Origin of the sequence: Pyxidicoccus caerfyrddinensis, from assembly GCF_010894405.1 — a bacterium.
Taxonomy (GTDB): domain Bacteria; phylum Myxococcota; class Myxococcia; order Myxococcales; family Myxococcaceae; genus Myxococcus; species Myxococcus caerfyrddinensis.
On the sequence record NZ_JAAIYA010000012.1, the window covers coordinates 142143 to 168659 of the forward strand.

Sequence of the window (26517 nt, forward strand, 5' to 3'; positions counted from 1 at the left end):
GCCTACCTGCTCACGGAGGCCGGCGTCACGCCTTCGACCTGCGTCTTGCCGTCCTTGTCGACGGTGAGGCGCAGGCGCGGCTTCTCCTCGGCGTCATTGAGGACGATGCTCGCCACGCCGTTGTCCACGCTGATGACGATGCGCTCCTTCCAGTCCTGGCGGAGGGTGATGTTGGGCTGCCCCTTCATGAGGCTCATGCACATCGCCTCGTAGCCCTCCTCGCTGTCGAAACACAGGCCGCGGAAGCCGATGGAGTCGAGCATGGCGAGCCCCCCGATTTCCTGACCGTCCGCGCTCATGAACTGGAGGCCGTACGCCTTCACGGCGCGCTTGAGCCCCTGCGGGTCGGGCAGCGGCGCGCCGATACGGATGCGCGCCTGGCCGTGCTCGTCGACGATGTTCAGCGTGCGTACCGAGAGGGAATCGGGGGCCTGGGTTGCGGGCTTTTCGCTCGCGCACGCTCCGAGTGCACCCACGGCGCAGGAGCCGACAACCATCAACACGACACGGCGGAGGAGATTCGTCACGGCAAGCAGTCCTTTCCTGTGGCAGCCCGACCGACGAGCGGCGTCGTCGGGCGGGCTGCCAAGGTAGGGGACCGCGCGCCCCGCCGAGCCATGGCGGCGCACTCATTTCGTCATTGTTGTGTCACGCACGTCAGTGCGGTCGTGCCGCCCACTCCCACGCGGTGCCCCGGTGAAGCGCCGCGTAGATGTCGTCCCGGAGCGTGTTGCACTCGTCATGCGTGAGCGTGCGGTCCAGCGCGCGCAGCACCACGCGGAGCAGCACGTTCTTCTGGCCCGGGGAGATGCCCATGCGCTTCACCGCGCTGGGAGGCAGCGCGGAGCAGGGCGTCTCCGAGAGCACCTGCACGCTCTCCACCAACTCCGCCCGCTCGCCCAGCGCGGCCCGCACGGCGTCACCCAGCTCCTCCGGTGTCTGCTGTTCCTCCATTACCAGGGACAAATCCCGCCGTACCTCCGGCATGGAGGACACGGGGCGGTAGGGCTCCAGGTCCAGGAGCTGGGACGCAATCCGCGCGTCCGCCGATCGCAACAGGCGGATGTCGTCCAGCCCCTTGCGCAGCATCAGGATGCGGTCCAGCCCCACGCCCATGGCCAGGCCCGTGGTGGTGCGGGTGTCCAGGCCGCTCTCCTCCAGCAGCGCCGGGAGCGCGAGGCCGCACTCGCCAATCTCCACCCACTCCGTGCCGTGAAGGACGTCCACCTGGAGGCCGTCGGTGGTGTACGGGTGGACGGCCGGCGTCAGCTTCACCTCGCGCCCTGGGAGCAGCGCGCGGACCACGGTGGAAATCATGTCGCGCAAGTCGTCGGTCGTGAGCGGCGGGCCCCGGCGGACTCGCCAGAGGTCCATCTGGTGGGGCTCGCCGGTGTGCAGCCGGTCGATGCAGTCGCGGCGGTAGACGAGGCCGGGGCAGGCCAGCAGCGCGTCCTCGGGCGGCGCCGAGGCCACGTGTCGCAGCAGGCCCGGAATCATGGCCGACGTCTGCGAGCGCAAGAGCGCGGTGTCACAGACGTAGCGCGAGTAGCGCGCGTCCCGGGCCGCACCGCCGGGCGGATAGTGGAGCCGGTCGTAGTTGTCCGCGATGGAGACGACGGGACTCTGGCGGTGGATGCGCACCTCACAGCCCCAGGCGGAGCGCAGGGCCTCCAGCGCGGCGGACACGAGCTGCTGCATCGCGTGCGGGCCGGTGGTGGGGTCGGTGAGGTCGCGGACGGACAGGGCGCGGCGGAGCTCCTCGGCGCTGAGGATGGAAACGGAAACGGAGACGGACGACATGGGAAACCTCTCGATGGAAGTGGCGATGGGACGCAGCGGTCTCCGGGACGCCGGGCGGGGAAGCCGCCTTGCGCCGCCGGCTTCGGATGCCCCCCCGGCGAGTTCGGGAGGGCGTCGCGCCTGACGGCGTTCCACCAACGAGAGGGGCGTGCGCTCAGTCGAAGAGCACGGCCTCCCGACTCCCAAACGGGGCCGGGGGGCGGCTAAATCGACGAGCGCTCACCACGAGGTACATGCCGACATGGTTAACGATGTCGGTGCTTCCTGGCAAGGGGGCTTCACCTGGACGCCGGCCGTGTTGCAGCACCGGGCCCCGCGGCACCGCCCTCGCTTCCTACGCGGCGGCGGTGGCGAGCAGGAGGTCGATGTCGACCGGCTTGCGCAGATAGGCGCGGGCTTCGAGGACGCTGCGCCGGCTCTCGAGGTGGGGGTCGGCGCTCATCACCACCACCGGGATGTGCGCGAAGCGCGAGTCGGCCCGCTGCTCGGTGCGGAACTGGAAGCCGTCCTTCACCGGCATCATCAGGTCGAGGAGGATGAGGTCTGGCGAGAGCCGCATCCCCTCCAGCTCGGCGAGCGCCTGGGCGCCATTCTCCGCGACAGTCACGGTGTGGCCCTCGTCCTCGAGCAGCTCGCGGAGGGACTCGCGGATGTAGATGTCATCCTCCACGACGAGGATTCGCCGGCTCATGTCGCGCCCCCCGGTGCGGCCGCGTACTCACCGGCCAGCGCGTGAGATGCATCGCGGGGAAGCAGGATGACGAAACTCGCACCGCCCCCTGGCGGGCCCTCCACGACGATGCTCCCTCCATGGGCCGTCACAATCTGCTTGGAGATGAAGAGTCCCAGGCCGAGTCCTCCGGTGTTGCGCGAGGCGATGCCGCGGTCGAAGCGATCGAAGATGGTCTCTCGCTGCGCTTCCGCGACGCCGGGGCCGTAGTCGCGCACCTCGAGGCGGGCCAGGTCTCCCGCCGCCGTGAGGCGCACGTCGAGGCACGTGCCCGGCGCGTACTTCATCGCGTTGGAGAGGAGGTTCGTCAGCACCTGCTCCAGCCGGCGCCCGTCCCATACGCCCGGAAGGCCGGGCGGGGCGTCCAGCCGCGCCTGGCAACCGGCCTGCGCGAGCTGCGCGGAGAGGCGCTCCAGCACGTCGCGCGCGAGCTGGGTGAGGTCGAGCTTCTGTACGGCGAGGTCGAGGGTGCCCGTGCGGATGCGGGCGACATCGAGGAGGTCCTCGACGAGGCTCGTCAGCCGGTCCACCTGTATCAACGAGACGCGCAGCGCCTTCGCGAGCTTCTCCGGGCTCGGGGCACGCCCCTCCTCGGGCTTCACGGCCCGCTCGGTCATCTGCAACTGCATCCGCAGCGAGGTGATGGGCGTCTTCAGCTCGTGCGAGGCGATGGAGAGGAACTCGTCGCGTGCGCCCAGGAGCGTCTTCAGCTCCCGCTCCACCCGCTTGAGCCGGGAGATGTCCCTGAAGGTGACGATGGTCTGGGACGACTGCGGGTCGATGGCGGGGACGACGTCGGAGTCGACCACGATGTTGAACCGCCCGGCGGGCGAGTGCCACACGGACTCCATGTCGCGGATGCGCTCACCGCGCACGGCCCGGGCTCCAGGTGTGTCCTCCGGCGGTAGCGGGCGGTCCGCCTCGTCGGTGATGCGGAACGCACGGCCGCGTTCCGCGGCGTCGATGTCGGGGGGGAAGTCGCCCGCCGCGAGCTGCTGGGCGGCACGGTTCGCGAAGGTGAACCGGCCGGAGCCCGGGTCGATGAGGAGGGTGGGAGTCGGGAGGCGGTCGAGCACGGCCTCCAGCCATTCCTGCTGCCGCGCGAGGTTCGCCGCGCGCGTCTCCTGCTCCGCCACCTTGGACCGCAGGGCCGCCATGCTGAGCTGGGCCTGCACCCGGGCCAGGAGCTCTCGCGTCGCGAAGGGCTTCGTCAGGTAGTCGTCCGCGCCGAGCTCGAGCCCGCTCGCCGTGGCCTCCTCCCCCGCGCGCGCGGACAGCAGGATGACCGGGAGCGTGCGCAGCGCGTCGTCCGCCCGGAGCCGCTGCACCAGCTCGATGCCGTCCATCACCGGCATCATCACGTCCGAGAGGATGAGGTCCGGCCGGGTCGCTCGCGCCGCGCGGAGCGCCTCCTCGCCGTTCGTCACCGCCGTCACCTGATAGCGGCCCTCGAGGAGGCGGCGGACATAGTCGCGCATGTCCGCGTTGTCGTCGGCGAGCAGGATTCGGGGGCGCACGCCAGCCACCGGCTCCTCCGCGCGCTTCGCCCCGCTCCCGCCGTCCGCCACCGGAGGGGACTCCGGCACCTGGTTCTCCAGCCAGCGGAACGTCTCCTCCACGTAGGCGTCGGGACGCGTCGCGGTGGAGGCGAGCCGCTGCGCATCGAATGGAGAAGGCTTCGCCAGCCAGTAGGCGTTTCCGAGCGGGACGCGGACGAAGAAGGTGGAGCCCTGGCCCTCGATGCTCCGTACGTCGACCGAGCCGCCATGGAGCTTCGCCAGCTCGTTGACGAGCGCGAGGCCGATGCCGCTGCCCTCGTGGGTGCGCCCCTTGGCTCCCTGCACCCGGTGGAAGCGCTGGAACACGCGCCCGAGCTCACTGGCGGGAATGCCGATGCCCGTGTCCCGCACCGACAGCCGCACGAAGCCGCCTTCGCGCCGCAGCTCGACGCGGATTTCACCCGCATGGGTGAACTTGAACGCGTTCGACACGAGATTGAGGATGATCTTCTCCCACATCTCGCGGTCCACGAGCACCGGGTCCTCGAGGGGCTCGACGTCCACCACGAACCGCATGCCCGCGCGCTCGACGGCGGAGCGGAAGGCGCTCGCGACGTCCCGGGTGAGCGCGGGCAGGTCGGTCGGCTCGACGTTGGCCTGGGCGCGGCCCGCCTCGATGCGGGAGAAGTCGAGCAACGCATTCACCAGCTTGAGGAGCCGCAGCCCGTTGCGGCGCACCACCTCGAGCTCGCCGCGCGCGGCCTCCGGCAGCTCCCCACGCTGCCCGGCCAGGAGGTCCTCCACCGGACCGAGCAGCAGGGTGAGCGGCGTGCGGAACTCGTGGCTCACGTTGCTGAAGAAGGCCGTCTTCGCCGCGTCTATCTCCGCGAGCGCCTCGGCCCGGAGCCGCTCCGCCTCGTACGCGCGCGCATTGCCCAGGGCCGCGCTCGCCGCCGCCCCCAACATCTCCAGGAAGGCCCGGTAGGCATCGTCGAGCGGCAGCCGCGTGCTGGCGCCGACGACGAGGAAGCCCAGCGGTGCGTCCGTGCCACCCACCCGGATGGGCAGCACGAACGACGTCGCCAGCGGCTCGGGATACGGCCCCGCCGCCACCTGTCCGAAGCGGGACTCCAGGTCCTGCACCGGCTCCGCCCTCCCGCTGCGGGCCGCGCGCGAGAGCGGCCACCCGGCGCCCTCGTCCGCCTTCGCCAGCTCAATCACTTGCGGCGCGAGCGGGCCTCCGGCCGGTGTCCTGCAAGTCCTACGGAGCCGGGCCTGGGTGCCATCCGGCGCCGTCACGTAGAGGAGCGCGAAGGGCAGGTCGAAGGAGTACTCGTCCAGCGACGCGAGGAGGAGCTCGCAGGCCTCGTCGAACACGGTCGCCCGTCCGGCGCGGTCCGCGATGTCCCGCAGCGCCCGCGTCCGCCGCTGGGCCAGCATCGTCGGGGTCGTCTCGGTCACCGGGTGGAAGAGCCCCACCACCTTCCCGGACTCGTCGCGAATCGGGCTGAGCGAGAAGGTGAAGAAGGTCTCCTCCGGGTAGCCGTTGCGCTCGAGGAACATCCGCTGGTTCTCGAGGTAGCTCGTCTCCCCGGCGAGCGCCCGCTCGAAGGGCCCGCCGATGGCCGGCCAGGCGGACGCCCAGGTGACCCGGTAGTCCTCGCCCATCGCGCGGGGATGCACCGCGCCACAGACGACGCGGTAGCCCTCGTTGTAGATCTGGTTGTGGCCGTCGCCCCAGATGATGTTGATGGGGAAATTCGAGGCGAGACAAAGACTTACGGTGGTGCGCAGGCTCTGCGGCCACGTGTCGATGGGCCCCAGCGGCGAGCTCGACCAGTCCAGTGACGCGATGAGCGCCGCCATCTCGCCGCCACCGGCGAGCCACTCGAGCTTTCGCTGGGTGCTCATGCTCGTATGGGATACGGATGCTCGCGCCCTGGGACAAGGCGGGTGTTCACCAAAAGCCGTTTCGAAACGTCCATCAGCTGACGGCCGCGAGCACCCGCAGTGTGGGGCGAGAACTACCGGAGGGCTCAGGCCCGCAGGGTTCTTCCGAACAGGTCGATCAGCCTGGTCCAGTGCTGCTCGGAGGCGTCCTTGTCGTACGCGGCCGAGCCCGCCACCGAGTAGCCGTGGCGCTTGCCCACGAAGAGCTCGGAGCGGTGCTTGATGCCGGACTCCTTCAGGGCGGCCTCCAGCTTCTGGATGGCCTCGGCCGGCATGGAGCCGTCGTTGTCCGCGTGGCCGAAGTACAGCTCGCCCTTCACCTTGCCGACGAGACGGTGGGGGCTGTCGGGGGCGTCCGTGGCCAGGCGCCCGCCATGGTTCGAGGCCGCCGCGCCGATGCGGTCCGGGAAGTCCGCCGCCATGCGCACCGCAATGCCGCCGCTCATGCAGTACCCGACCACGCCCACCTTCGCCCCCTTCACCAACGGATTGCGCGCGAGGAAGTCCAGCTCCGCGCCCGCGTCCATCTTCTGCCGCTCGGGCGTCAGTCCGCCGATGAGCCCGTAGATTCGCTTCTTGAAGGTCTCGTTCTCGAAGGAGCCGTTCAGGTCCAGCTTCGACGCGTGCCCCTCCCGGTAGAAGACGTTGGGCAGCAGGACGACGTAGCCCTCCTTCGAGAGCCGGTGGCCCATCTCCTCGAACACGGGCCGGATGCCAAACGCATCCACCAGCAGGATGACCGCGGGCCACGGGCCGTTGCCCTCGGGGTGGAACAGCTTCGCGTCCATCGTTCCGTCAGCGGTCTTGATGTCGACGTCCTGCATGCGCGGTGTGACCTCCGGAAAATCAAATCGAACGGGTGGCAATCTCCGTGAGCTCCACGTCCGTGAGCACCAGGGGATTCGCCTTCATGCTGCTCGCGGCCTTCGCCTTCGCCACCAGCGTCGGCACTTCCGCCGCCGTCAGTCCATAGCGCCCCAGGCCCGGCACGCGCAGCGCCGCGCGCAGGTCCTCCACCCAGGCCAGGGCGTCCTCGGCGCGCGCGTCGGGCCTGCCCGTCAGCAGCGCCGCCACCTCCTGGAAGCGCGGCACCGCCGGGTGCTCCGGCGCGCGGGCGCGCAGGGCCCGCAGATTCACGTCCAGCACCGCCGGCAGCAGCGCCGCGCAGACCGCGCCATGGGGCGCGTCGAACATGCCGCCCACCGGCGCCGCGAAGCCATGCACCGCGCCCAGACCCGAGTTCGCCAGGCACAGCCCGCCGAAGAGGCTGGCCAGCGCCAGGTCCTCGCGCGCGGGCGCGTCCGGCCCGTCCAGCACCGCCCGCCGCAGCGAGCGCGCCGAGCGGCGCATGCCCTCGCGCGCCAGGGCATCCGTCAGCGGGTTGGCGCGCGCGGAGAGGAACGGCTCGATGACCTGCGACAGCGCGTCCAGCCCGCTGGAGGCCAGCACCGCCGCCGGTGCCCCGGTGAGCAGGTCCGGGTCCACCAGCGCCACGCGCGGCAGCATGTGCGGACTGCGGAGGCTGGCCTTCACCTTCGCCTCCTTCGAGCCCAGCACCGCGTTGCGCGTCACCTCCGAGCCCGTGCCCGCCGTCGTGGGAATCGCCACGAAGGGCAGGGACGGCAGCGCGAGCGGCTTCCCCCGGCCGATGACCTCCAGGTAGTCGAGCGCGTCTCCACCATTCGCCGCCAGCGCCGCAATCGCCTTGCCCGCGTCCAGCGCGCTGCCTCCGCCGAAGGCCACCACGGCGTCACAGCGGGACTCGCGCGCCACGGCCGTGCCTTCGCGCGCCAGCTCCACCGTGGGCTCCCCGTCCACCGGGAAGACGCGCACCGGCAGGCCCAGCCGCTCCAGCGCCTCGTGCAGCGGCCGCGCGCGCCCCGGGTTCTTCCCGGTGACGAGCAGCACCCGGCTGCCGCCCAGGCCGCGCACCAGCTCGGGTGCTTCGGAGAGCTTGCCCGGGCCGAAGACGATGCGCGTGGCGGTGGCGAACTCGAAGGAGAGGCCGCTCACGTCACCACCCGGCGTCGTCGGGGAAGCGGTTGATGTACTTCCGGCTGGTGCGCGGCTCCGCCATCATCGACGCCACGGTATCGCGCCAGAGCAGGTAGTGGGGCGTCTCCTTGTGCGCGGCCGGGGCCTGCGACGTCCGGTACACCTCCACGAGCACGAAGCGCGTCGTGTCCTCGGTGTCCTGGATGACGTCGAAGCGGGCGATGCCGGGCTCCTTCACGCTCTGGCGGGCATTGGCCAGGGTGGCCTCGCGAAAGGCCTCCACGTGCTCCGGCTTCACGTGGACGTGGACATGGACGACCAGCAGGGAGTGGGACATGCCCCGGAAACTACTCCGGGCCGGGGCCGCGCGGGGGCACGGCCTCCGGCCCGGTGGGGCGACGTGTTCGCTGTCAGGCAGCCGCTACGGCGCGGTGAGGACCGCCGTCGGGCTGAGGACGTCCTCCAGCTTGCGGGCCATGGTCCACCCGTCGTGGTAGACGATGCCGACCTGCGAGATGGTGTCGTTCCGGTACAGGCCCACCTTCAGGTAGTTGAGCATCCCCGAATACTGGGTGGCGATGTTGCGCTTGGGCAGCACGACCTTGCCGTTGAGGTACAGCTCCACGAAGCCCACGCTGGAGTCCGGCGACCACTTCACGTGGAAGATGAAGTCCATCCACTGGCCGCGCACCAGCGGCGTGCGCCAGACGATGACGCCCGGGTTGCCACCGATGTTGAGGCGGATCTCCTCGCCGTAGACGGTGAACTCCACCGGCGGCGAGCCCGAGTTGCCGTCGTGGTGCCACTGGGCGAAGAGCTGCCACGTCTTCGCGCTCGGGTAGGTGGAGTCGAACATCGTGCTCCAGCGGTAGTAGTACTCGGAGCCGACCGGCTCGCGCGTCATCCGCACCAGCTCGTTGCGGTTGCCGCTGGCGTTGATGGGGTCATCGCCCTGCTTCACCGTGGCCTTGAGGGCGTAGCGGCCCTGGCGCAGCGGCGAGGCCACCAGCGCCAGCCGGTCCGCGCTCACCATCTGCGTGCTGCTCCACTGGGAGCGGCTGCCCGTCTCGAAGTCACCCACCCAGACGACGCTGGAGCCCGTGGGAGGAGGCGTCGGGGGCGGAGTCGTGGCGGCGGCGCAGGCGCGCGCCTCGGCGATGCTGGCCCAGTCGTTCAGGGTGCTGCCGTTGACGGTGATGCGCAGGCGGCGGGCGCTCACGGCGGGGAAGGCGTACGTCTCGGCCGCGGCCGTCGTGCCGGTGCTCTTGCCGGAGAACACGGGCGTGTACGTGACGCCGTCCGGGGAGACGGACACCGTGAAGGTGTTGGCGCGCGTATTGCCGTTGTGCCAGGCGATGGCGGCGCCGGAGACGGACTTCGTGGCGCCCAGGTCGTAGTCGATCCACGAGCCCTTGCCGAGGTTGCTCCACCGCGTGTCGAGCCGGTCGTCGAGGGTGTTGGCCGGGAGGTTGCCGTCATTGCCGCTGGCGATGACCGCCGTGGCCGCGAGCTGGGTGCAGTTCGACGCGGTGAGGGCCTCGGCCGCGACAGCCTGGCCGTCGCCGACAGGGGCCTCGCCCGTTTCAGTCGTGGGCTCGTAGGCGCCACAGCCAGCGCCAGCAATACCCAGCAGGGTTCCAACCAGCAGGAAGGTCTTCTTCATGTGAGCTCTCGGGGGAATCAAAGACAGACGGGGAGTGAGACCGCGCCGCGGAGAGCGGGCGGGCGGATGTTTGGCTTTGAGATGTGGGGTCTGCTCCAAGGAAGCGGCATGGGAGTGCCGCACTGCGACGAGAACGAGTATCGGTGATAACTATTTCGTACTCAACACATGTCGAACACGCCTGCCTGCCCTGCGGGGAGGGCAGCTGCGTGTTACATGTAAACTGATTGTAATTGTGTATCGGGACGCGATTGAGACGGGGCTGCAATCACGGACCGTGGTGTGGGGCAGCACGCGTGGCGTGGAGGAGACACTCGCACAGCCCCGAGGCGCGAGGCGCGGCGGACGGCGGCGGCGTTAAAAAGTCCGGGTCGCTCCGAGGACGCGAGGCTCGGTGCTCCAACCACATCGCGGTAATCCGTTATGGGAGGTGGCCATGGCCGCGTCCTCGGGCATGTGTGTTGCCTGTGGAGCTCGAATTCCTGCGGGTGCTCTCGCGTGCCCCCGCACTCCGCCCGGGATTGGCCAGGGGGCGCCGGTGCGCAGGTGGATGACCGCCACCTGCCAGCCCCCACTCGTGGGGCGTGCCTCGCACCTGGCGCGGCTGCGGGACTTCTCGGTGGAGGTGCGGCGCGGGCTCGGCCGCGCGGTGTGGCTGGTGGGCGAGGCGGGGCTGGGCAAGTCGCGGCTGAAGGACGCGCTCGTCGAGCAGCTCGCGAGCGACGGCTTCGAGGTGTGGGAGGGCAGTGGCCTGGCCCTCCCCGGGATGCCGGGCGGCGCCTTCCGTGAGCTGCTCGAGGCCACCCGGGGCCTGCGGCCGCCGCCGGGAGTGGGGTGGGTGTCCAGCGCGGACGCGGAGTTGCTGGCGCGGTTCCTGGAGGGACGCGAGCGGCAGGGTGTCCCGGCGAGCCTCGCCGCCGAGCGCATCGCGCTGTTCGATGCCCTCTGCCACGCGCTCATGCCCCACCGCCGGCCGAGGCTGCTCGTCCTGGAGGACTGGCAGCACGCGGACCCGTTCAGCCATGCGCTCATCGAAGTCCTGGTGTCGCGGCTCTCGCACACGCCGCTGTTCCTGCTCGCGCTCCAGCGTCCCGGGGGCACGGCGCCGGTGCCGCTGTCGGGCGAGGTGCTCACGGTGGCGCCGCTCTCCGCCAGGGAGGCCACCTCGCTCCTGGAGCAGCGCGTGCGCTCCTCCTCCGTGCCAGTGACGCCGGAGGTGGGCGCGGCCCTCCTGGAGGCAGGCGCGGGGCATCCGTTGCACCTGCTGCATGCCATCACCCTTCACGAGGAGCGCCCCGAGGCGCCGGTGCCCGGCACGGGCGAGGCCGTGCTCGGTGCGCGGCTGCGGGCGCTGTCTCCCTCGCAGCGCGAGGCGCTCCAGGCGGCCTCGGGGCTGGGGCCTTCGTTTCCCCGGACGGTGCTGGGGGCGCTGGTGGGCGGCTGCGCGCCGCTCGCGCCGCTGGAGGCGGGCGGGTGGCTGCGGGCCGCCGCGGGCGGACGGTACACGTGGGCGGTGGGCCTTCCCGAGGGCTTCCTGGGGGACGACGTCGCGCCGGACTCGCATGCGCTGCACCGCCGGGCCGCGGAGGCGCATGAGTCGCTGCCCGTGGAGCTGCGGCGCCGGGCCAGTGGGGAGCTCTCCCGGCACTGGCTCTCCGCCGAGGCGCCGGAGCGCGCGCTGCCGCACCTGCTGGAGCTGGCGGGGTGGCACCGCGCGGCGCTGGAGACGGACTTCGCGCTCGGGGTGTATCGCTTCGCGCTCGGGCTGGCGCTGGGGCTGGAGCCCGCGACGTCGCTCGACTGGCAGCGGGTGCTCTGGGAGCGCATGGGGGATGCCCACAGGTTGGCGGGTGCGCGGGAAGACGCCGAGTACGCCTGGCGCACGGCCCGCACGCTCGATGCGCGGGAGCCCGCGCCCTCGCTCGGGGACCGGGCGCGGCGCATCCACAAGCTGGGCTCCGTGCTCTTCGCGCTCGGTCGCTTCGAGGAGGTCCTGGCGCTGGCGGACGAGGGACAGCGCGAGGGCATGCAGGCCATGCCCACGCCGGCGGCGGGACTGGAGGCCCATGCCGCGCTCGCCCTGTGCGGGCTGGGCCGCTTCGAGCAGGCGAGCACCCGGCTTCGTCTCGCGCGCGAGCGACTGCGGCTGGCGCCTCCGGAGAGTGGACCCTCGCGGGCCGCGGTGGAGGCCGCCCTGCACCGGGCCATGGGCAACGTGCTGATGGGGCAGGGTGAGCCCGAGCGGGCCACCGCGGAGTACCTCGCGGTGCTGCGCTGGAGTGAGGTGTCGGGAGACACGTGGGAGCACTCCACCGCGCTGCTTCACCTCGGTGACGCCCATGCGCGCGCGGGGGACCGGGAGCGCGCGACGCACTTCTTCCAGCTCGCGCTGGAGCTGGAGTCGCGTACCGGGGACCGCTGGGGCATGGCGCACACGCACCACGGGCTGGCGTTGCTGCACACGCAGGCGGATGCGCCGGACCTGGCGAAGGAGGATGCCGTGCGCGGCCTGCAGCTCGCCTCGATGCTGGGGGACCGCAAGCTGAAGTCCCGGCTGCGCTTCGCGCTCGGGCGGGCGCAGCTGCGGCTGGGAGAGCTGGAGGAGGCGGGGAAGCAGCTCCAGCTCGCCGCGCAGGACGCCGCGGCGGTGGGGGCGCGCACGGAGCAGCTCCAGGCGGAGGCTGCCCTTCGGGTGCTCGGCACGCGGCGTTGACGGAACCCCGGGCGAGGCCCGAGTGTCCACCCTCGGTGCCCTCCCTGTTCTTCTCCGTCCTGCTCGTCTGCGTGCTGGGCTTTTCGTCCGTGGCGCGGGCCACGGCCGCTCCGGATGCGTTCGAGGCGTACCTGCGTCCTCCGCATCCGCCCGCCAATGGCTTTGCCCCCGTGCCCGAAGGCTCGAAGGCGCGTCCCGGAAGCGAGGTGCTCGCACTGGCACATGGCCGGGTGGCGGAGGTGGGCGAAGGCGGACGCTCCGTCGTGCTGGAGCACCTGTACTACGAGAACCATGCGCTGCTGCGGGCCCGGTCCGAGTACGTAGGGCTGGACGGGGTGGAGCTCCGTCCGGAGGCGCTCGTCACGCGGGGGCAGGTGTTGGGGCGCGTCGGAAAGAAGGCGCGGCTCGCCGTGACGCTGCACGCGGGCCGGCGTCTCTCCGCCGCCGAGGCCCGGCGCTTCACCGCCACGCGGGAGCGACTGCCGCTGCCAGCGGAGGAGGCGGCGCTGCTGCTCATCTCGCATGAGGACTTCCAGCTGCGGCTGTACGCGCGGGGGAGCGAGGTGGTGCGCAAGGAGGTCGGCTTCGGCCAGGCGGCGGGCGCGAAGGAGGTGCGCGGCGACAACCGCACGCCGAAGGGCATGTACTTCGTCACGCAGAAGGTTCGCGGGGACATCCCCGGGCCGTACGCGGCCTTCTATGGCGGGCACTGGATTCGGGTGAACTATCCGAATCCGTGGGACGCCGACCGGGGTGTGGCCTCCGGCTTCGTCGATGCGAAGACGCGCGAGCGGATTGCCCGCGACTGGGCGGCGCGGCGCAACACGGAGGCCTCCACGCGCCTGGGCAGCGGCATCGGTCTGCACGGCTGGGCAGGGGAGTGGACGCTGGCGGAGAGCGGCGGGCGTCTGTCCTGGGGCTGCGTGGTGATGCACACCCCGGACATCGCCTCGCTGTATGACCAGGTCCCCGAGGGCACCATGGTCGTCCTCTTCTAGCCGCGCAGCCTCGACGCTGGCGAAGGGCTGACGAAGCCCTACCGCCCGGGGAGGCAGGCGTGGAATCCTCCCGGTGTGATTGAGATTGAATCCATCGACGCCTTCGAGCAGCACCTGCGCTCGGGGGCGCACCTCGCCCACGTCGTCATCCAGGGCCTGGACTTGCGGCGGTACACCCGCGAGTTGGCCGCCGCCGAGCTGACGGGCACCGTCTTCCTCGGGTGTGAGCTGGAGAAGGAGGCCCTGAGCGTGGCGCTCGCGCACGGAGCCCTCGTCTTCCCGCCCATCTCCGGGCTGCCCTACCAGCCCTATCGCGGCAGCCTTTACTCGCCGGAGGAGCTGTACGCCGGCTTCGACCCGGCGCGGCCGGAGTCGTACGCCGACACGCTGGACGCGCGCGTGTACGCGTACTGGGCCACGCAGGGACGGGGCAGCCCGCCCACGCTGCTGGAGACGCTGTCGCAGCGGCTCCATGACCATGCCGTCACGGACGCCATGGAGGAGGTGCTCGCAGCGGGCGGTGGTAAGCGCAAGGTGGTGGCCATCATGGGCGGCCACTCCATGAAGCGTGGCCAGCCGGACTACCGCGCGGTGGCGGCGCTGGCCCGCGAGCTCACCCAGCGGGGCTTCTTCATGGTCTCCGGCGGCGGCCCGGGTGCCATGGAGGCCACCCATGTGGGCGCCTGGTTCGCCCGGCGCACCGAGGCGGAGCTGGACGCGGGGCTTGCCATGCTCGCGAAGGCGCCCAGCTACACCGACCGCGAGTGGCTCGCGCGTGCCTTCGAGGTGCGGTCCGCGTTTCCGCTCCGCGACGGCGACAGGCCCCACTGCGACAGCCTGGGCATCCCCACGTGGCACTACGGGCACGAGCCGCCCAACCCGTTCGCGACGTACATCGCCAAGTACTTCGCCAACAGCGTGCGCGAGGACGGCCTGCTCACGATTGCTCGCGGCGGCATCGTCTATGCGCCGGGCAGCGCGGGCACCATCCAGGAAATCTTCCAGGACGCGTGCCAGAACCACTACAACTCCGTGGGCGTCATCAGCCCGATGATCTTCCTCGGCACCGAGTTCTGGACGCGCACGCGTCCCGTGTACCCGCTGCTGGTGCAGCTCGCCCAGGGGCAGGAGTACGCGCGCCATCTGCTGCTGACGGACTCGCGAGAGGAGGTCATCCGGGCGCTGGTGGACTACGACTCCGCGCATCACGGCGCGGGGTGAGGGCGGTGTAGTCGCTCCACGCCGGAAGGCCGTGGCCCCCCTTCATGCCCTGGAGTCGGTGACATATTTCGCGAGGGCGGGTGTTTGGGGACATGCACGCGCGCCGGGCGTGCCGATATGCGCCGCCGCCAGGAACGTTCCGCGAGGGGCGGCCCGGGCCCTACCGGCCGAGGAGGAGTGCCATGTCCCACACCAATCCGTTCTGGCTGGGTGCGGCGTGTGTCGTGCTGGGGGCGCTCCTCTGGACGGTACCGGCGTGCTGGTCCTCGGACCGTCCCCGTCCTCCGAGCCGGCCCGAGGCGCCCGGGCCCACCCAGACCTACGCGAACCTCGCGTGGGGCCCGCTGGGGGCCCTGTCCAGTATGGTGAGGTAGCCCCGGCGCTCACGCGCGCGGCGGTCGGGGCCGGCGGGACGGCCTGGGCGCGTCCTCCGGATTCAGGGTGGGCTCCAGACGCTGGAGCTCCCGGGCGATGAAGTCCGCGACCGCCTTGACGCGAGGCGTCCCGCGCAGGTCTCCGTGGACGCCCAACCAGAGTGCCTTCGCGGGAGCAGGCGTGGGCGTCGCGAGCCTCCGCAAGCCCTTCATCGCATCCCCCAGACAGCGGGGAAGGCACGCCAGCCCGGCGCCCGCCGCGGCCATGCGCGCCTGGACGTCGCGGTTGTTGAGGCGGAAGGCGACGCGAGCCCCACTCGCGAGGGTGCGCAGCCAGGCGACGTCGGCGATGGGGCCCTGCTCGTCGCTCATGGTGACGAGCGCGTGGCCCTCGCACTGCCGCGAGAAGTCCGGCGCTCCGTGCCGCGCGAGGTAGTCCTCCGCCGCGTACAGTCCGAAGGCGACCCGGGCCAGCTTCCGCTGGAAGATGTCCTGCTGCTCGAAGGGGACGAAGCGCAGCGCGACGTCCGCCTCCCGCTGCGTCAGGTTGACCCGGCGCACGTCCGCGTGCAGCTCCAGGCCGAGCGCGGGGTGTCGCTCTGCCAGCGGGACGAGCAGCGGCCCGAGCACGTGGCTGGCGAGCCACTCCGTGGTGCTCACGCGCACGGTGCCGGAGAGGCCGATGTCGCGTCCGGTGGCTCGACGCTCGGCGGCGAGCGCGTCCTGCTCCATGCGCTCGACATGGGCGCGGATGCCCTCGCCGGTGGCGGTGAGCGTGAAGCCCGACGGAGTCCGCTGGAACAGCCTGGAGCCGAGCTTCCGCTCCAGGGCGTCCAGGCGCCGCCCCACCGTGGGCTGCGTCACCCGGAGCGAGCGCGCGGCGGACGACAGGCTGCCGTGCTGGGCGATGGCGAGGAAGAAGCGGAGGTCATCCCAGTCGAGCATCGCTCTCCATCCTACGAGGGCACGCCATGCGTTGTGCGTCCGGAGCCCATGCGAAAATGCATGGTGAGTCAACACGCATGTCGCTCGACGGGAGCAGGCGCCGCGCGCATCCATGGCTCCGTCACGGTGCTCGAAGAGGAAGGCCGCCATGTCGCTCGGGAAGACGGGACTCGTTGTCGCGATGATTTCACTGCTCACCGCCTGTGCTGGCACGGCTTCCGGCCGCGACACGGGAGCGCGCCCGGTTGCCGCCGGCACGCTGCGCTGGTTCGGGGGCCCCACCGTCCTCCTCGAGCGCGGCGGACTGCGGCTGTTGACGGACCCCATGCTGGGGCCTCGGGGTCCGCGCGCCTTCGTGCTCCCGAAGCATCCCTCGACTGGCGTGCCCAACGCGGACGTCGGACGCTACGTGGACCCTCCGGACACGGACCTCGGGCGGCTCGATGCCGTCATCCTGAGTCACGGACACGCGGACCACTTCGACGCGCGGGCGAAGGAGTTGCTCCCGCGAGATGTCCTGCTCATCGTCCCTCCCGCCACCGAGGCCGCCGTCAGGAAGGCGGGCTTCACGAACGTGCGGACGGTCGACTGGGGGCAGTCCACCGTGCTGGAGGCGGGCTCCACGCGCGTGCGCGTCACCGCTGTTCCCGCGCACCATGCGCATGACGCCGCGCTCGACGCGGAGCTGGGACGTGGAAATGGCTATGTCCTGGCGTGGGAAGGGGCCTCGCCGTACGTGGCCTACTGGACGGGCGATGCGGTGCTGAGCGACGAGCTGGAGCGGCTTCCCGCGCAGGTGGGCGCGGTGGACCTCCTGCTGCCCCACCTGGGCGCGGTGGGCGTGGATGGCCCGCTCGGACGCCGGTCCATGGACGCGGAGGAAGCGCTGAAGCTCATCACGTTGCTGAAGCCCCGCCGCGTCGTCCCCATCCACCACACCACGTTCGGCCACTACCGCGAGCCCGTGAGGGCCCTGGAGGCGCAGGCGGAGAAGGCGGGCCTCCGGGAGCGGCTCCGGCTCCCGCGTGAGGGCGAAGTCATCGACCTCTCCCGGTAGCGGTCCGGGTCGTCCTCGGGGTCACTGGGCGGCCCCTTCCGGCCGAAGCTACACTCCGGCTCAGTGAGGGGAGGCAGTGTCTGAGCCAGCCGGAATCGTCGTCGAATCTCGTCGTCTTCAAGAGCTGCGGTGATTCGGCCGAAGCGGCCATGCTGCGCACGCTGCTGGAGGCCCACGGCATCTCCTGCGTCGTCCAGGGAGAGCAGCACCGCGCGATGCTGGGCGTGATGGGCGGCTACATCGAGGTCAACGTACTCGTCGCCTCGGCCGACCTCGAGCGGGCCCAGGCGCTCCTCGACGCGTCCGCGGAGGACCCCGAGGGGCGCACCTCGCAGGCGGCCCCGGGCGCCACCGACACCGAGGACGCGGTGTGCCCCGTCCATGGCCAGCGCTCCACCCTGACGTGCGGACGCTGCGGCACATTCCTCTGCGCGAGCTGCGACGTGCAGGACGCCCAGGGCTCACCCCGCTGCGAGGACTGCGCGGAGCGGCAGGTGGCCGGGGGCGAGACGCGGCGGAGCACCCGCAGGAGGCTGGCCGCCTGGGGCGTGCTGCTCCTCATGTTCGGCCCCGTCCTCCTCATGCTCATCGCCACGCTGCTGCGAAGAATGGTGGGCTGACGAGCACCCCGGAATTCCAGAGCGTCCGCACCCCTGTTCCGCCGAGCAGGCGGGGAAGGGCGCGGGCCCTGTTCCATGGGGGCGATGCGGCATATCCTCGGGGCCCTTCGGGAGGAGTGCTCGGATGCGGCCCCGGGCCGTCTTCTTCGACCTGGATGACACGTTGATCGACCGCGCCGGCGCCTTCGCCAGCTACGTCGAGGACCTCATCATCCGCCACCCGCACGCCTTCCCGGAGTCACACCGGGCCGAGGACGTCGCCGAGTTGCACACGCTCGACGGGCGCGGCTCCACGGACCGCACCGCCTTCTGCCGCCAGGTGACGGAGACCTTTCCGGGCCTGGGGCTGTCGCCCGAGGAACTCTGGGACGACATGTCCTCCCTGCTCCCGTACTTCGTCGTTCCCAGCATGGGGACCCTGGCGCTCGTGGAAGGCTTGAGGAAGCGCGCGCCCGTCGCCGTGGTGTCCAACGGCTCGGGCCGGGTGCAGCGTGCGAAGCTGGAACGCGCCTGTCTCACCCCGCATCTTCCGGACGTCTTCCTCTCCGGCGAGGTCGGCGCGGAGAAGCCCGACGCGCGCATCTTCCAGGCGGCGCTCGCCCGGGTGGACCGCGCTCCCGAGGACGTGCTGCACGTCGGTGACGACCCGGAGCGGGACATCGTCGGCGCCTCCCGCCTGGGCCTGGCCACGTGCTGGGTGTCCCACGGCAGGCGGTGGCCCCACGGGCTGTCTCCGCCCACCTTCACGGTGGAGCGAATCACCGGCAACACGAAGCCCCTCGCGGAGGTGCTCGCGCGATGGACATGAACGCCGTGGTCGGCTCGCACGACCTGCTCTTCCTCACGCTGGACACCCTCCGCTACGACGTGGCGGAGGAAGTGGCCGCGCAAGGCCGCACGCCGAACCTCACCGCGCTGATGCCCGGGGGACGCTGGGAGCAGCGCCACTCGCCCGCCAGCTTCACCTACGCCGCGCACCACGCCTTCTTCGCTGGCTTCCTGCCCACTCCCGTCGCCCCCGGCCTCCACCCGCGCCTGTTCGCCATGCGCTTCGAGGGCAGCGAGACGACGGCCCCGGGCACCTGTGTCCTCGACGCGCCGGACCTCGTCTCGGGCCTCGCCGGGCGCGGCTACCACACGGTCTGCATCGGCGGCGTGGGCTTCTTCAACAAGCGCAACCCGCTGGGCAACGTGCTGCCCGGCCTCTTCGCGGAGAGCCACTGGAGCCGCGAAATGGGCGTGACGGACCCGCGCTCCACGGAGCACCAGGTGGCCCTTGCCGTGCGCCGCCTGGAGGCGCTGCCCCGCGAGCAGCGCGTCTTCCTGTTCATCAACGTGTCCGCGCTGCACCAGCCCAACCGGCACTACCTGCCCGGGGCCACCGAGGACTCGCCCGCGTCGCAGGCCGCGGCGCTGGAGTACGTGGACGGCCAGCTTCCGCCCCTCTTCGCCGCCCTGCGGCGCCGGGGTCCTGCCTTCTGCATCGTCTGCTCGGACCACGGGACGGCCTATGGCGAGGAGGGCTATACCGGTCATCGCCTGGGCCACCCCGTCGTCTGGACGGTGCCCTACGCCGAGTTCCCGCTGAATCGAGACACCGCACCATGACGCGCCTGGAGCAGATGCTGGGGGAGACGCCCTACGTGGCGTACCTCTACGGCTACCCCCACAAGACGGCCTACCGGCCCTTCACCCCCGCGCTCCCCCTGGAGTCCGTCTGGGCGGAGGAGCGGCGCGACGCGCTGTTCCTCTACGTCCACGTGCCCTTCTGCGAGATGCGCTGCGGCTTCTGCAACCTCTTCACCGCCGCCGGCCCGAAGCAGGACGTGGTGGACGGGTACCTCGCCGCGCTCGGCCGCGAGACGCGCCGGGTGAAGGAGGCGCTGGGCACGGCCAGCTTCGCCCGCGCCGCGCTGGGCGGCGGTACACCGACGCTGCTCGACGTGCGCGGCCTGCACACCGTGTTCGACCTCATGGAAGGCGTGCTGGGCGCGGACCTGAAGGGCATCCCCGTGGGCGTGGAGGTGTCGCCCGAGACGGTGGACGCGGAGAAGCTGCGCGCGCTGCGCTCGCGCGGCACGGACCGGGTGAGCATCGGCGTGCAGAGCTTCCTGGAGGCGGAGGTGGCCGCGGTGAAGCGGCCCCAGCAGACGGCGCAGGTGGAGGCCGCGCTGGACCTCATCCGCTCCACGGGCTTCCCCACGCTCAACATCGACCTCATCTACGGGATGGAGGGGCAGACGGTGGAGAGCTTCCTCTACTCCCTGCGCGCCGCCCTCCGCTTCAACCCCGAGGAGCTGTACCTCTATCCGCTCTACGTGCGGCCGCTGACGTTCCTCGGCAAGAAGGCCCGCGCGTGGGACGACCTGCGCCTGTCGCTCTACCGCGCCGGCCGCGACTTCCTCCTGTCCCAGGGCTACACGCAGGTCTCCATGCGCATGTTCCGCGCGAAGCACGCTCCGGACCTGGGTGGCCCCGTGTACCGCTGCCAGGAGGACGGCATGGTGGGCCTGGGCTGCGGGGCGCGCTCGTATACGGGCGGCGTGCACTACTCGTCCGAGTACGCGGTGGGCTCGCGCGAGGTGCGCAACATCATCGCCGCGTACAGCGAGCGCACCGAGGCGTCGTTCGGCGAGGTGGGCTACGGCTTCCGGCTGGACACCGAGGAGCGGCGGCGGCGCTACATGCTCCTGTCGCTGCTGGCGGACGGTGTGGACCTGGCCGCGTACCGGCAGCGCTTCTGCACCGACGCACTGGCGGACTTCCCCGAGCTGCTGGAACTGGAGGCGCACGGCCTGGGGCGGCGGGTGGACGGCGTGCTGCGCCTCACCGACGCGGGCGTGGAGCGCTCGGACCTGATTGGCCCGTGGCTGCACTCGGAGCGGGTGCGGGACATGATGCAGGAGTACGCCTGGCGATGAAGCTCACCGTGCTCTACCGGGGCCCGCTGTCCAGCTGCAACTTCGGCTGCGAGTACTGCCCCTTCGGCAAGTGGAAGCACACCGAGGAGGAGCTCGCCAAGGACCGCGAGGACCTGGCGCGCTTCATGGCGTGGGTGGAGTCGCGCACGGACTTGCGCCTCTCCGTCTTCTTCACGCCGTGGGGCGAGGCGCTCATCTGGCCCTGGTACCAGGAGGCGCTCGCGCGGCTGACGCACCTGGAGCACGTAGAGAAGGCCGCCGTGCAGACGAACCTCTCCTGCACGCTGGACTGGGTGGAGCGCTGCAACGTGGAGAAGCTGGGCATCTGGGCCACCTTCCACCCCGAGTGGATGAAGCGCCGCCGCTTCGTGGCCCAATGCGAGAAGCTGTCCGCGCTCGGCGTGCGGCACAGCGCCGGCATGGTGGGCTTCGTCCGCTTCGCCGAGGAGGCCGAGGCCCTGCGCGGCGAATTGCCCGCCGACACGTACCTGTGGGTCAACGCGGTGAAGGACGGGCAGGAAGAGCCTTACACGCCCGAAGACATCGCGCGCTTCACCCGCGTGGACCCGCTCTTCCCCGTCAACAACACGCGCCACCCCAGCCTGGGCCGCGCGTGCCGGGGAGGGGAGTCCGTCATCTCCGTGGACGGGGAGGGCACCGCGCGCCGGTGCCACTTCATCGACGAGCCGATTGGGAACATCTACACGCCGGAGTTCGACGCGGCGCTGAAGCCGCGCCCGTGCTCGAAGGCCACGTGCGGGTGTCACATCGGCTACGTGCACCTGGAGTACCTGGAGCTGGACCGCGTCTTCGGCTCCGGCATCCTGGAGCGCGTGCCCGCGTCGCCGCTGTGGAAGGGCCCGCTGCCCGCTCCCGGCTCACGGGCCTGAGGTGGGAAGGGCTCGCAGCGCTTCGCGAATCTCCCACTCGTACACGGTGAGGCCGTCGCGGCGCAGGTTGGGGAGCAGGTCCCCGAAGGCGTTGGCCTCCAGCACGCGGTGCCCGGTGAAGTAGTCCTCGAACATGAGGTCGATGCCCACGTGCAGGCAGTCATGGGCGCGCGCCACGGTGCGGCAGCTCTCCATGGCGTCTGCCCACTCGTTCGGTGGCACCGCGGCGCGCAGCTCGTCCAGGTCCCCACGCCAGCCGCCGAGGTGCAGGTTCGTAATCGGGTGCCGGCTCTGCCGCACCACCGTGAAGGCCGGCTCGCCGCGCACCGCCAGCACCCGGCAGTCGAAGTAGTCGCCGCCCAGCCGGGCCTTGGGAATCGAGTGCTCCACCTGCGAGCCCTCGGCGAGGAGGAAGCCCAGCACCTCGTCCACGCGCGCGGGCTCGTCGATGCGGCGCACCTTCAGCGAGTTGTACCAGCCCGTTGCCGCCTGCTCGATGGTGGTGACCAGCGTGTCCCGCGTGCGCCCCCGCCGGTAGATGGCCAGGCACGACGCCGAGGAGCCGCAGGACACCTTCACGAACACCTCGCGGCAGTCCTGCTCGCGCATCCGCTGGCGCAGGGACTCCGGGTCCGTCACGCCGTCCAGCGGCTCGGGCACCGGCACGCCGAGCGACGCGTACTTTCGTGAAGTGACGCGCTTGTCGAAGAGGTCCGCGATGCTCGCGGGCGACTGGAGGATTCTCCAGAGCGGGTGCGCCGCGAAGATGGCTTGCAGCTCCGTGAGCGTCTTCAGGAAGCCCAGGTGGTGCTGCCGGGGACAGAGGATGCGCCCGTGGTCGTTCTCCAGGGCGTCCACCTCCGCTGGCGTGAGGCGCGTGCAGTCGGACGCCTGTGCATCGGGATGGCCGCGTTTGAGCAGCGCCTTCTCCACCTCCCAGCTCTCACCGGCGGAGTCGATGCGGACCAGCGCCTCCGTGTCCGGCAGGTCCGCGAGGAGCGCCGGGGTGGAGAGGAAGTCCACCCAGGGCACCACCCGCGCGGGCGGGAGCCCCTGGCGCTCCAGCGCCTCCTGGAAGAGGGTGACGCGCCGGTTCTCCGCGTTGCCGATGAGGATGAAGGGAGGTGCCATCATGCGCCGCTAGTCGGTCACCATCACTTCGCGAAAGCGACTGCTGCGCTGGTGCATGCGCTGCACGTCCGGACACAGCTTCGCCAGCCGCGCGGCGGCCCCGGTGCCAAGCTGGTTCTGCGTCACGTCGAGCCTCCGGAGATGGGCGAAGGCCGCCGCGTTCGCCACGAGCTTCTCCGCCCCCGCGTCCGTCATCGTGCCCCTGGACAGGTCCAGCGTGTGAAGCTGCTTCAGCACCTTCGACCGCGGCAGGGCCTCGCACAGCGCATCCGTGAACTCCGCGTTGCACAGGCCCAGGTGCCGCAGCTCCGGCACGCCCCGCGCGTCGAGGAGGGGCTGCAGGTCGTCCACGCCGCCCTCCGCGCCAGCGGCCGTGCTGCCGAACCACACCTCCAGCCGCTCCAGCTTCGGCCACCGCGCGTGGGCGATGGACCTCACGGCTTCCAGGGAGAGTGCGGTCGTCTCCAGCCGGAACTCCCGCAGCTCTGGCAGGTCGATGGCCCCCAGCCTGATTCCCGTGCCCACCACCCGCAGCGAGCGGAGCTGGGGAAGCGCCGGGTAGAGCGGGGTCAGGTCGCCCACGAAGCTCGAGGAGGTGGGCCAGTCGTTGCCGGGAGCGTCGAAGTCGCCGACGAGGAGTGTTCTCAGGGCCCGGGGGGCTGCCTTCGCGATGACCCGGATGAGCGGCTGAAAGTCGTGGCCGCCCATGTCGGCAATGGGGCCGAGGTTCAGCTCTTGGAGGAACCGCGCGGACGGATGGGCAAGCAGCAGCTTCAGCATCTCCTCGACGCTGAGCTCCCTGGGGGGGGCGTCGCCGGTGCCCTCCACGCTGGCGTCGTGGATGAAGCCCAGGTGCCAGCCCACCCGCAGCATGCCTTCCACGACGGCCTCCGCGAGCGCATGGCCCAGCAGTACGCCCCGGTGTGTCCGGAGGGCCTCGGCCACCTTCCGTTCCAGCTCACGGGCCTCGTCGCTCCAGGCGCTGATACGGATGCGCTCACCGTGCGGGTCGTCCTGGGCCAGGAACAGGGCGTGCTGGAGGGCGACGAGCTCGCCGCGCGGGTCGCCCTGGGCCTGGAGCCAGTCACCGTAGACGAGGTAGCCCTCCGCGGCCTCGGGGGCTTTGAGGATGGCGGCCTCCAGCTCCGGGTGGGACTTCGGTGCGGGCCCGGTGTCCACCATCTTCACCCGAGTGAAGCCCCGCGCCTCCTTCTCCCGGACCCGCTCGCGGTACATCGCATCTATCAGGGTGCCGGAGACCCGGCGCGTCTCCTCCTCGCCCTCCGTGCCGATGCGGCCCCAGCGGGTGGTGAGGACCGCCGGCCGTACATCCTCCTCGAGGATGAGTCGCCGATGCGTGCTGAAGATGGACACCGGGCCACCTCTGTCGAGGTGAATCTCCCAGAACTCGCCGGAGTCGCCCTGCCTGAGCTCGTACCGTGCCATGGCGCCTCCGGGAGTCCGGCGGAGCTACTCGCCCACCGCGACGTAGCGGTGCTCGTCGTCCTCGTCGGAGTCGTCGTGGCGCTGGTGGCCGAGCGCCACGTCCGGGCACAGCTTCGCCAGCGACTTCGCGACCTTGGCGCTGAGCAGGTTCTGGGTGAGGTCCAGGCGCTTGAGGTGCTTGAAGGCCGCCGCGTTCGCCAGCAGCACCTCCGCGCCCTTGTCCGTGAGCGTGCCTCGGGACAAGTCCAGCGTCTCGAGCTGCTTGAGCACCTTCGCCTTCGGCAGCGCCTCGACGAGCTCATTGGTGAACTCGGCGTTGCACAGGCCCAAGTGCTTGAGCTCCGGCAGGCCCTGCGCGTCGAGGATGGGCTGGATGGACTTCACGTTGCCGCCGGCCCCGTACTCCTCCGCGCCGAACCAGACCTCCAGCCGCTCCAGCTTCGGCCAGTTCGCGGCGGCGATGGACTTCACCGAGCCCCGGTCCAGGCCGCCCGACTCCATCGTGAACTCGCGCAGCTCCGGCAGTTCAATCTTCCCCAGGGTCACCTCGCCGCCGCGCAGGTGGAGCGAGCGCAGCTGGGGCAGGGCCTTGTACAGCGGCGCGACGTTGCCCACTTCCGTCCAGGAAATCTCCGTCTCGTCCGGGAACACGTAGTCGCCGATGAACACCTTGCGCACCGACTTGGGGGCGGACTTCGCGACGAGCTTGATGAGGTCGCTGTACTCGTTCTCTCCCTCGTTGCTCGCCAGGCCGATGGTCACCTCCTGGAGGAAGCGCGCGGACGGGTGCGCGAGGAGAATCTTCAGCGCCTCGTCGATGTGGAACTCCGGGTCCTCGCCGTAGCGTGCAACCGCGACGCGGGCGCTCTGGATGAAGCCCAGGTTCCAGCCGATGGACAGCGTCTTGTCCTCGAGCATCTTCGCGAGGGGCGCGCCCAGCAGCACGTCCTGGTGCTTCTTGAGCAGCGCGGCCGCCTTGCGCTTGAGGGCAGTGGCCTCCGCGCCCTTCGCCTGCGACAGCGCGTGCTGGAGGGCGATGAGCTCACCCCGGGGGTCTCCCTGGGACTGGAACCAGTCGCCGTAGACGAGGTATCCCTCCGCGGCCTCGGGGGCCTTGAGGATGGCGGCCTCCAGCTCCTTGTTGACCTTGGGCTTTGGGGCGGTGTCGGTCGGCTTCACGCGCGTGTAGCCCTTCGCCTCCTTCTCGGCGATCTGCTTCCGGTACGAGGCCCCCGCTTCGTAGCCGTGCTTGAAGGTCTGGGTCTTCTCCTGGCCGTCCGTACCGATGCGGCCCCAGCGGGTGGTGAGGACGGCTTCGTCCTGGGTGATTTCCCAGAACTTGTTCGAGGTGCCTTCCTTCATTTCGAAGCGCGGCATGGTGTGTCCCCCTGAAGGGTGATGCGGGTGTGGTTACTCGCCGACCGCCGCGTAGCGGTAGTCCTGGTCGAATTCGCGCTGTTCGCCCGTGCTCACGCTGGGGCACAGCTCCGCCACCAGGCGGATGCCCTCGTCGGTGAGCGTGTTCTCGGTGAAGTCCAGGTGCTCGAGATGCGCGAAGGCCGTGGCGTTCTTCGCGAGGAGGCGCGCGCCCTCGTCGGACATCGCGCCGCGCGAGAGGTCCAGCCGTGCCAGCTGCTCGAGCACCTTCGCCTTCGGCAGCAGCTTGCAGAGCTCGTCGACGAACTCCGCGTTGCACAGGCCCAGCGACTCGAGGTTGGGCAGACCCTTGCCGTCGAGGAGGGGCTGGACGTCCTTCGCGCCACCCTCGGCGCCGGAGCCGCGCCTGCCGAACCAGACCTCCAGCCGCTCCAGCTTCGGCCACTTCGCGGCGATGATGGACTTCAGCGCGGGCGGAAGCAGGCAACCCGTCTCCACGGTGAACTCGCGCAGCTCGGGCAGGTCGATGTTCCCCAGCTCCACGGAGGCGCCGCGCAGGCGCAGCGAGCGCAGGCCGGGCAGCAGCGCGTAGAGGGGCGAGATGTCGCCGAGGAAGGACGCGGAGATGTCCGCGTCTTGCGAGTACACGAAGTCGCCGATGAACAGGCTGTGCAAGGTCTTCGAGCCGCCCCGCTCGCGCCAGACCTCGAGGAGGGCCTCGATGATGGCGCTGTAGTCGTTCGGGGGCTCGAAGCTCGCCATGCCGAGGGTGAGCCCCTGGAGGAAGCGCGCGGAAGGGTGGGTGAGCAACTGCTTCACCAGCGCGGCGATGTCCCGGCCGGAGTATGGGTCCTTCTGGCCCACCCGCGCGGTGCGGATGAAGCCCAGGTGCCACTCGAGCTGGAGGTCGTCCTCGAGCCCGGCTTCGTCCAGTGCGTCCGCCAGGTCCCCGAGCAACACGTCTCGATGCTCCTCGAAGAGCGCGGACTGCTGCTCCTCGAGCGCCCGGGCCTCGTCGCCCCGGGCGCCCAGCCTCGCGTGCTGGAGGGCCATCAGCTCGCCACGCGGGTCGCCCTGGCGCTGGAGCCAGTCGCCGTAGACGAGGTACGCGTCCGCGTCCTCCGGGTTCCGGAGGATGGCGGCTTCGAGCTCCGGGTTGGAGGCGCTCCCGACGCGTGGCATGGGGC

23 protein-coding genes are annotated in these 26517 nt (G+C 71.0%); 10 read left to right on the forward strand and 13 right to left on the reverse strand.

The window, feature by feature from the left end:
- Positions 1–2 precede the first annotated feature (2 nt).
- From G4D86_RS28185 to G4D86_RS28220, 8 genes are all read right to left on the reverse strand, one after another.
- Positions 3–527, reverse strand: a complete 525-nt coding sequence (locus tag G4D86_RS28185; protein WP_163997148.1) for a hypothetical protein — start codon at positions 525–527, stop codon at positions 3–5.
- 130 nt (positions 528–657) lie between these two features.
- Complete coding sequence (srmL, locus tag G4D86_RS28190; protein WP_163997149.1) at positions 658–1800, reverse strand: PheS-related mystery ligase SrmL; 1143 nt, start codon at positions 1798–1800, stop codon at positions 658–660.
- A gap of 334 nt (positions 1801–2134) precedes the next feature.
- Positions 2135–2491, reverse strand: a complete 357-nt coding sequence (locus tag G4D86_RS28195) for a response regulator (RefSeq protein WP_163997150.1) — start codon at positions 2489–2491, stop codon at positions 2135–2137.
- Positions 2488–5940 (reverse strand): ATP-binding protein, encoded by a 3453-nt coding sequence (locus G4D86_RS28200; RefSeq protein WP_163997151.1) that lies wholly within the window; start codon positions 5938–5940, stop codon positions 2488–2490. The genes G4D86_RS28195 and G4D86_RS28200 overlap by 4 nt, the downstream gene beginning before the upstream one ends.
- Before the next feature lie 125 nt (positions 5941–6065).
- Positions 6066–6803 carry a dienelactone hydrolase family protein gene (locus tag G4D86_RS28205; RefSeq protein WP_163997152.1) on the reverse strand — a complete coding sequence of 246 codons (738 nt, stop codon included), beginning with the start codon at positions 6801–6803 and terminating at the stop codon, positions 6066–6068.
- 22 nt (positions 6804–6825) lie between these two features.
- A complete protein-coding gene (locus G4D86_RS28210) occupies positions 6826–7992 on the reverse strand; it encodes an iron-containing alcohol dehydrogenase (protein ID WP_163997153.1) in 1167 nt (388 codons plus the stop codon).
- Position 7993: 1 nt separating this feature from the next.
- Complete coding sequence (locus G4D86_RS28215) at positions 7994–8311, reverse strand: antibiotic biosynthesis monooxygenase (protein WP_163997154.1); 318 nt, start codon at positions 8309–8311, stop codon at positions 7994–7996.
- A gap of 84 nt (positions 8312–8395) precedes the next feature.
- Complete coding sequence (locus G4D86_RS28220; protein ID WP_163997155.1) at positions 8396–9637, reverse strand: heparin lyase I family protein; 1242 nt, start codon at positions 9635–9637, stop codon at positions 8396–8398.
- A gap of 538 nt (positions 9638–10175) precedes the next feature.
- Here G4D86_RS28220 and G4D86_RS28225 point away from each other — a divergent pair.
- The 4 genes from G4D86_RS28225 to G4D86_RS28240 all read left to right on the forward strand — a co-directional run bounded on the left by G4D86_RS28225 (position 10176) and on the right by G4D86_RS28240 (position 14943).
- Complete coding sequence (locus G4D86_RS28225; RefSeq protein ID WP_240360518.1) at positions 10176–12350, forward strand: AAA family ATPase; 2175 nt, start codon at positions 10176–10178, stop codon at positions 12348–12350.
- Between the two features lie 35 nt (positions 12351–12385).
- Positions 12386–13348 carry a L,D-transpeptidase family protein gene (locus tag G4D86_RS28230; RefSeq protein WP_163997157.1) on the forward strand — a complete coding sequence of 321 codons (963 nt, stop codon included), beginning with the start codon at positions 12386–12388 and terminating at the stop codon, positions 13346–13348.
- A 75-nt stretch (positions 13349–13423) separates the two neighbouring features.
- Complete coding sequence (locus G4D86_RS28235; protein WP_163997158.1) at positions 13424–14569, forward strand: LOG family protein; 1146 nt, start codon at positions 13424–13426, stop codon at positions 14567–14569.
- A 182-nt stretch (positions 14570–14751) separates the two neighbouring features.
- Complete coding sequence (locus G4D86_RS28240; protein ID WP_163997159.1) at positions 14752–14943, forward strand: hypothetical protein; 192 nt, start codon at positions 14752–14754, stop codon at positions 14941–14943.
- 9 nt (positions 14944–14952) lie between these two features.
- Here the strand turns inward: G4D86_RS28240 and G4D86_RS28245 are convergent, their stop codons facing one another.
- A complete protein-coding gene (locus G4D86_RS28245) occupies positions 14953–15888 on the reverse strand; it encodes a LysR family transcriptional regulator (protein ID WP_163997160.1) in 936 nt (311 codons plus the stop codon).
- Between the two features lie 148 nt (positions 15889–16036).
- Here G4D86_RS28245 and G4D86_RS28250 point away from each other — a divergent pair, with 148 nt between their 5' ends.
- The 6 genes from G4D86_RS28250 (at position 16037) to G4D86_RS28275 (ending at position 21376) form a co-directional block, all read left to right on the forward strand.
- Positions 16037–16945, forward strand: coding sequence for an MBL fold metallo-hydrolase (locus tag G4D86_RS28250; RefSeq protein WP_240360519.1), 909 nt, complete (start codon positions 16037–16039; stop codon positions 16943–16945).
- An 80-nt stretch (positions 16946–17025) separates the two neighbouring features.
- Positions 17026–17565 (forward strand): putative signal transducing protein, encoded by a 540-nt coding sequence (locus tag G4D86_RS28255; protein ID WP_275899157.1) that lies wholly within the window; start codon positions 17026–17028, stop codon positions 17563–17565.
- Positions 17566–17689: 124 nt separating this feature from the next.
- Positions 17690–18373 (forward strand): HAD family hydrolase, encoded by a 684-nt coding sequence (locus G4D86_RS28260; protein WP_163997163.1) that lies wholly within the window; start codon positions 17690–17692, stop codon positions 18371–18373.
- Positions 18364–19173, forward strand: a complete 810-nt coding sequence (locus tag G4D86_RS28265; RefSeq protein ID WP_163997164.1) for an STM4013/SEN3800 family hydrolase — start codon at positions 18364–18366, stop codon at positions 19171–19173. Before G4D86_RS28260 ends, G4D86_RS28265 begins: the two co-directional genes overlap by 10 nt.
- Entirely contained in the window at positions 19170–20486 is a 1317-nt protein-coding gene (locus G4D86_RS28270; protein WP_163997165.1) for an STM4012 family radical SAM protein, read from the forward strand. Before G4D86_RS28265 ends, G4D86_RS28270 begins: the two co-directional genes overlap by 4 nt.
- On the forward strand, positions 20483–21376 hold the full coding sequence (locus G4D86_RS28275; RefSeq protein ID WP_163997166.1) for an STM4011 family radical SAM protein: 894 nt from the start codon (positions 20483–20485) through the stop codon (positions 21374–21376). Before G4D86_RS28270 ends, G4D86_RS28275 begins: the two co-directional genes overlap by 4 nt.
- On the opposite strand, the gene G4D86_RS28280 is transcribed toward G4D86_RS28275, so the two are convergent.
- The 4 genes from G4D86_RS28280 to G4D86_RS28295 are packed head-to-tail and all read right to left on the reverse strand — an operon-like array spanning position 21365 to position 26512.
- Positions 21365–22510 (reverse strand): STM4014 family protein, encoded by a 1146-nt coding sequence (locus tag G4D86_RS28280; RefSeq protein ID WP_163997167.1) that lies wholly within the window; start codon positions 22508–22510, stop codon positions 21365–21367. The genes G4D86_RS28275 and G4D86_RS28280 overlap by 12 nt on opposite strands.
- Positions 22511–22516: 6 nt before the next feature.
- On the reverse strand, positions 22517–23953 hold the full coding sequence (locus G4D86_RS28285; RefSeq protein WP_163997168.1) for a TIGR02996 domain-containing protein: 1437 nt from the start codon (positions 23951–23953) through the stop codon (positions 22517–22519).
- 24 nt (positions 23954–23977) lie between these two features.
- Complete coding sequence (locus G4D86_RS28290) at positions 23978–25330, reverse strand: WGR domain-containing protein (RefSeq protein ID WP_163997169.1); 1353 nt, start codon at positions 25328–25330, stop codon at positions 23978–23980.
- Positions 25331–25363: 33 nt separating this feature from the next.
- Entirely contained in the window at positions 25364–26512 is a 1149-nt protein-coding gene (locus G4D86_RS28295) for a TIGR02996 domain-containing protein (protein ID WP_163997170.1), read from the reverse strand.
- Positions 26513–26517: the final 5 nt, after the last annotated feature.

Excerpts from the sequence above, each read along its gene's own strand:
- srmL (WP_163997149.1), bottom strand. The coding sequence starts at position 1,800 with ATGTCGTCCGTCTCCGTTTCCGTTTCCATCCTCAGCGCCGAGGAGCTC.
- G4D86_RS28195 (WP_163997150.1), bottom strand. The coding sequence starts at position 2,491 with ATGAGCCGGCGAATCCTCGTCGTGGAGGATGACATCTACATCCGCGAG.
- G4D86_RS28200 (WP_163997151.1), bottom strand. The coding sequence starts at position 5,940 with ATGAGCACCCAGCGAAAGCTCGAGTGGCTCGCCGGTGGCGGCGAGATG.
- G4D86_RS28205 (WP_163997152.1), bottom strand. The coding sequence starts at position 6,803 with ATGCAGGACGTCGACATCAAGACCGCTGACGGAACGATGGACGCGAAG.
- G4D86_RS28215 (WP_163997154.1), bottom strand. The coding sequence starts at position 8,311 with ATGTCCCACTCCCTGCTGGTCGTCCATGTCCACGTCCACGTGAAGCCG.
- G4D86_RS28220 (WP_163997155.1), bottom strand. The coding sequence starts at position 9,637 with ATGAAGAAGACCTTCCTGCTGGTTGGAACCCTGCTGGGTATTGCTGGC.
- G4D86_RS28240 (WP_163997159.1), top strand. The coding sequence starts at position 14,752 with ATGTCCCACACCAATCCGTTCTGGCTGGGTGCGGCGTGTGTCGTGCTG.
- G4D86_RS28245 (WP_163997160.1), bottom strand. The coding sequence starts at position 15,888 with ATGCTCGACTGGGATGACCTCCGCTTCTTCCTCGCCATCGCCCAGCAC.
- G4D86_RS28250 (WP_240360519.1), top strand. The coding sequence starts at position 16,037 with ATGTCGCTCGGGAAGACGGGACTCGTTGTCGCGATGATTTCACTGCTC.
- G4D86_RS28260 (WP_163997163.1), top strand. The coding sequence starts at position 17,690 with ATGCGGCCCCGGGCCGTCTTCTTCGACCTGGATGACACGTTGATCGAC.
- G4D86_RS28265 (WP_163997164.1), top strand. The coding sequence starts at position 18,364 with ATGGACATGAACGCCGTGGTCGGCTCGCACGACCTGCTCTTCCTCACG.
- G4D86_RS28270 (WP_163997165.1), top strand. The coding sequence starts at position 19,170 with ATGACGCGCCTGGAGCAGATGCTGGGGGAGACGCCCTACGTGGCGTAC.
- G4D86_RS28275 (WP_163997166.1), top strand. The coding sequence starts at position 20,483 with ATGAAGCTCACCGTGCTCTACCGGGGCCCGCTGTCCAGCTGCAACTTC.
- G4D86_RS28280 (WP_163997167.1), bottom strand. The coding sequence starts at position 22,510 with ATGATGGCACCTCCCTTCATCCTCATCGGCAACGCGGAGAACCGGCGC.
- G4D86_RS28285 (WP_163997168.1), bottom strand. The coding sequence starts at position 23,953 with ATGGCACGGTACGAGCTCAGGCAGGGCGACTCCGGCGAGTTCTGGGAG.
- G4D86_RS28290 (WP_163997169.1), bottom strand. The coding sequence starts at position 25,330 with ATGCCGCGCTTCGAAATGAAGGAAGGCACCTCGAACAAGTTCTGGGAA.
- G4D86_RS28295 (WP_163997170.1), bottom strand. The coding sequence starts at position 26,512 with ATGCCACGCGTCGGGAGCGCCTCCAACCCGGAGCTCGAAGCCGCCATC.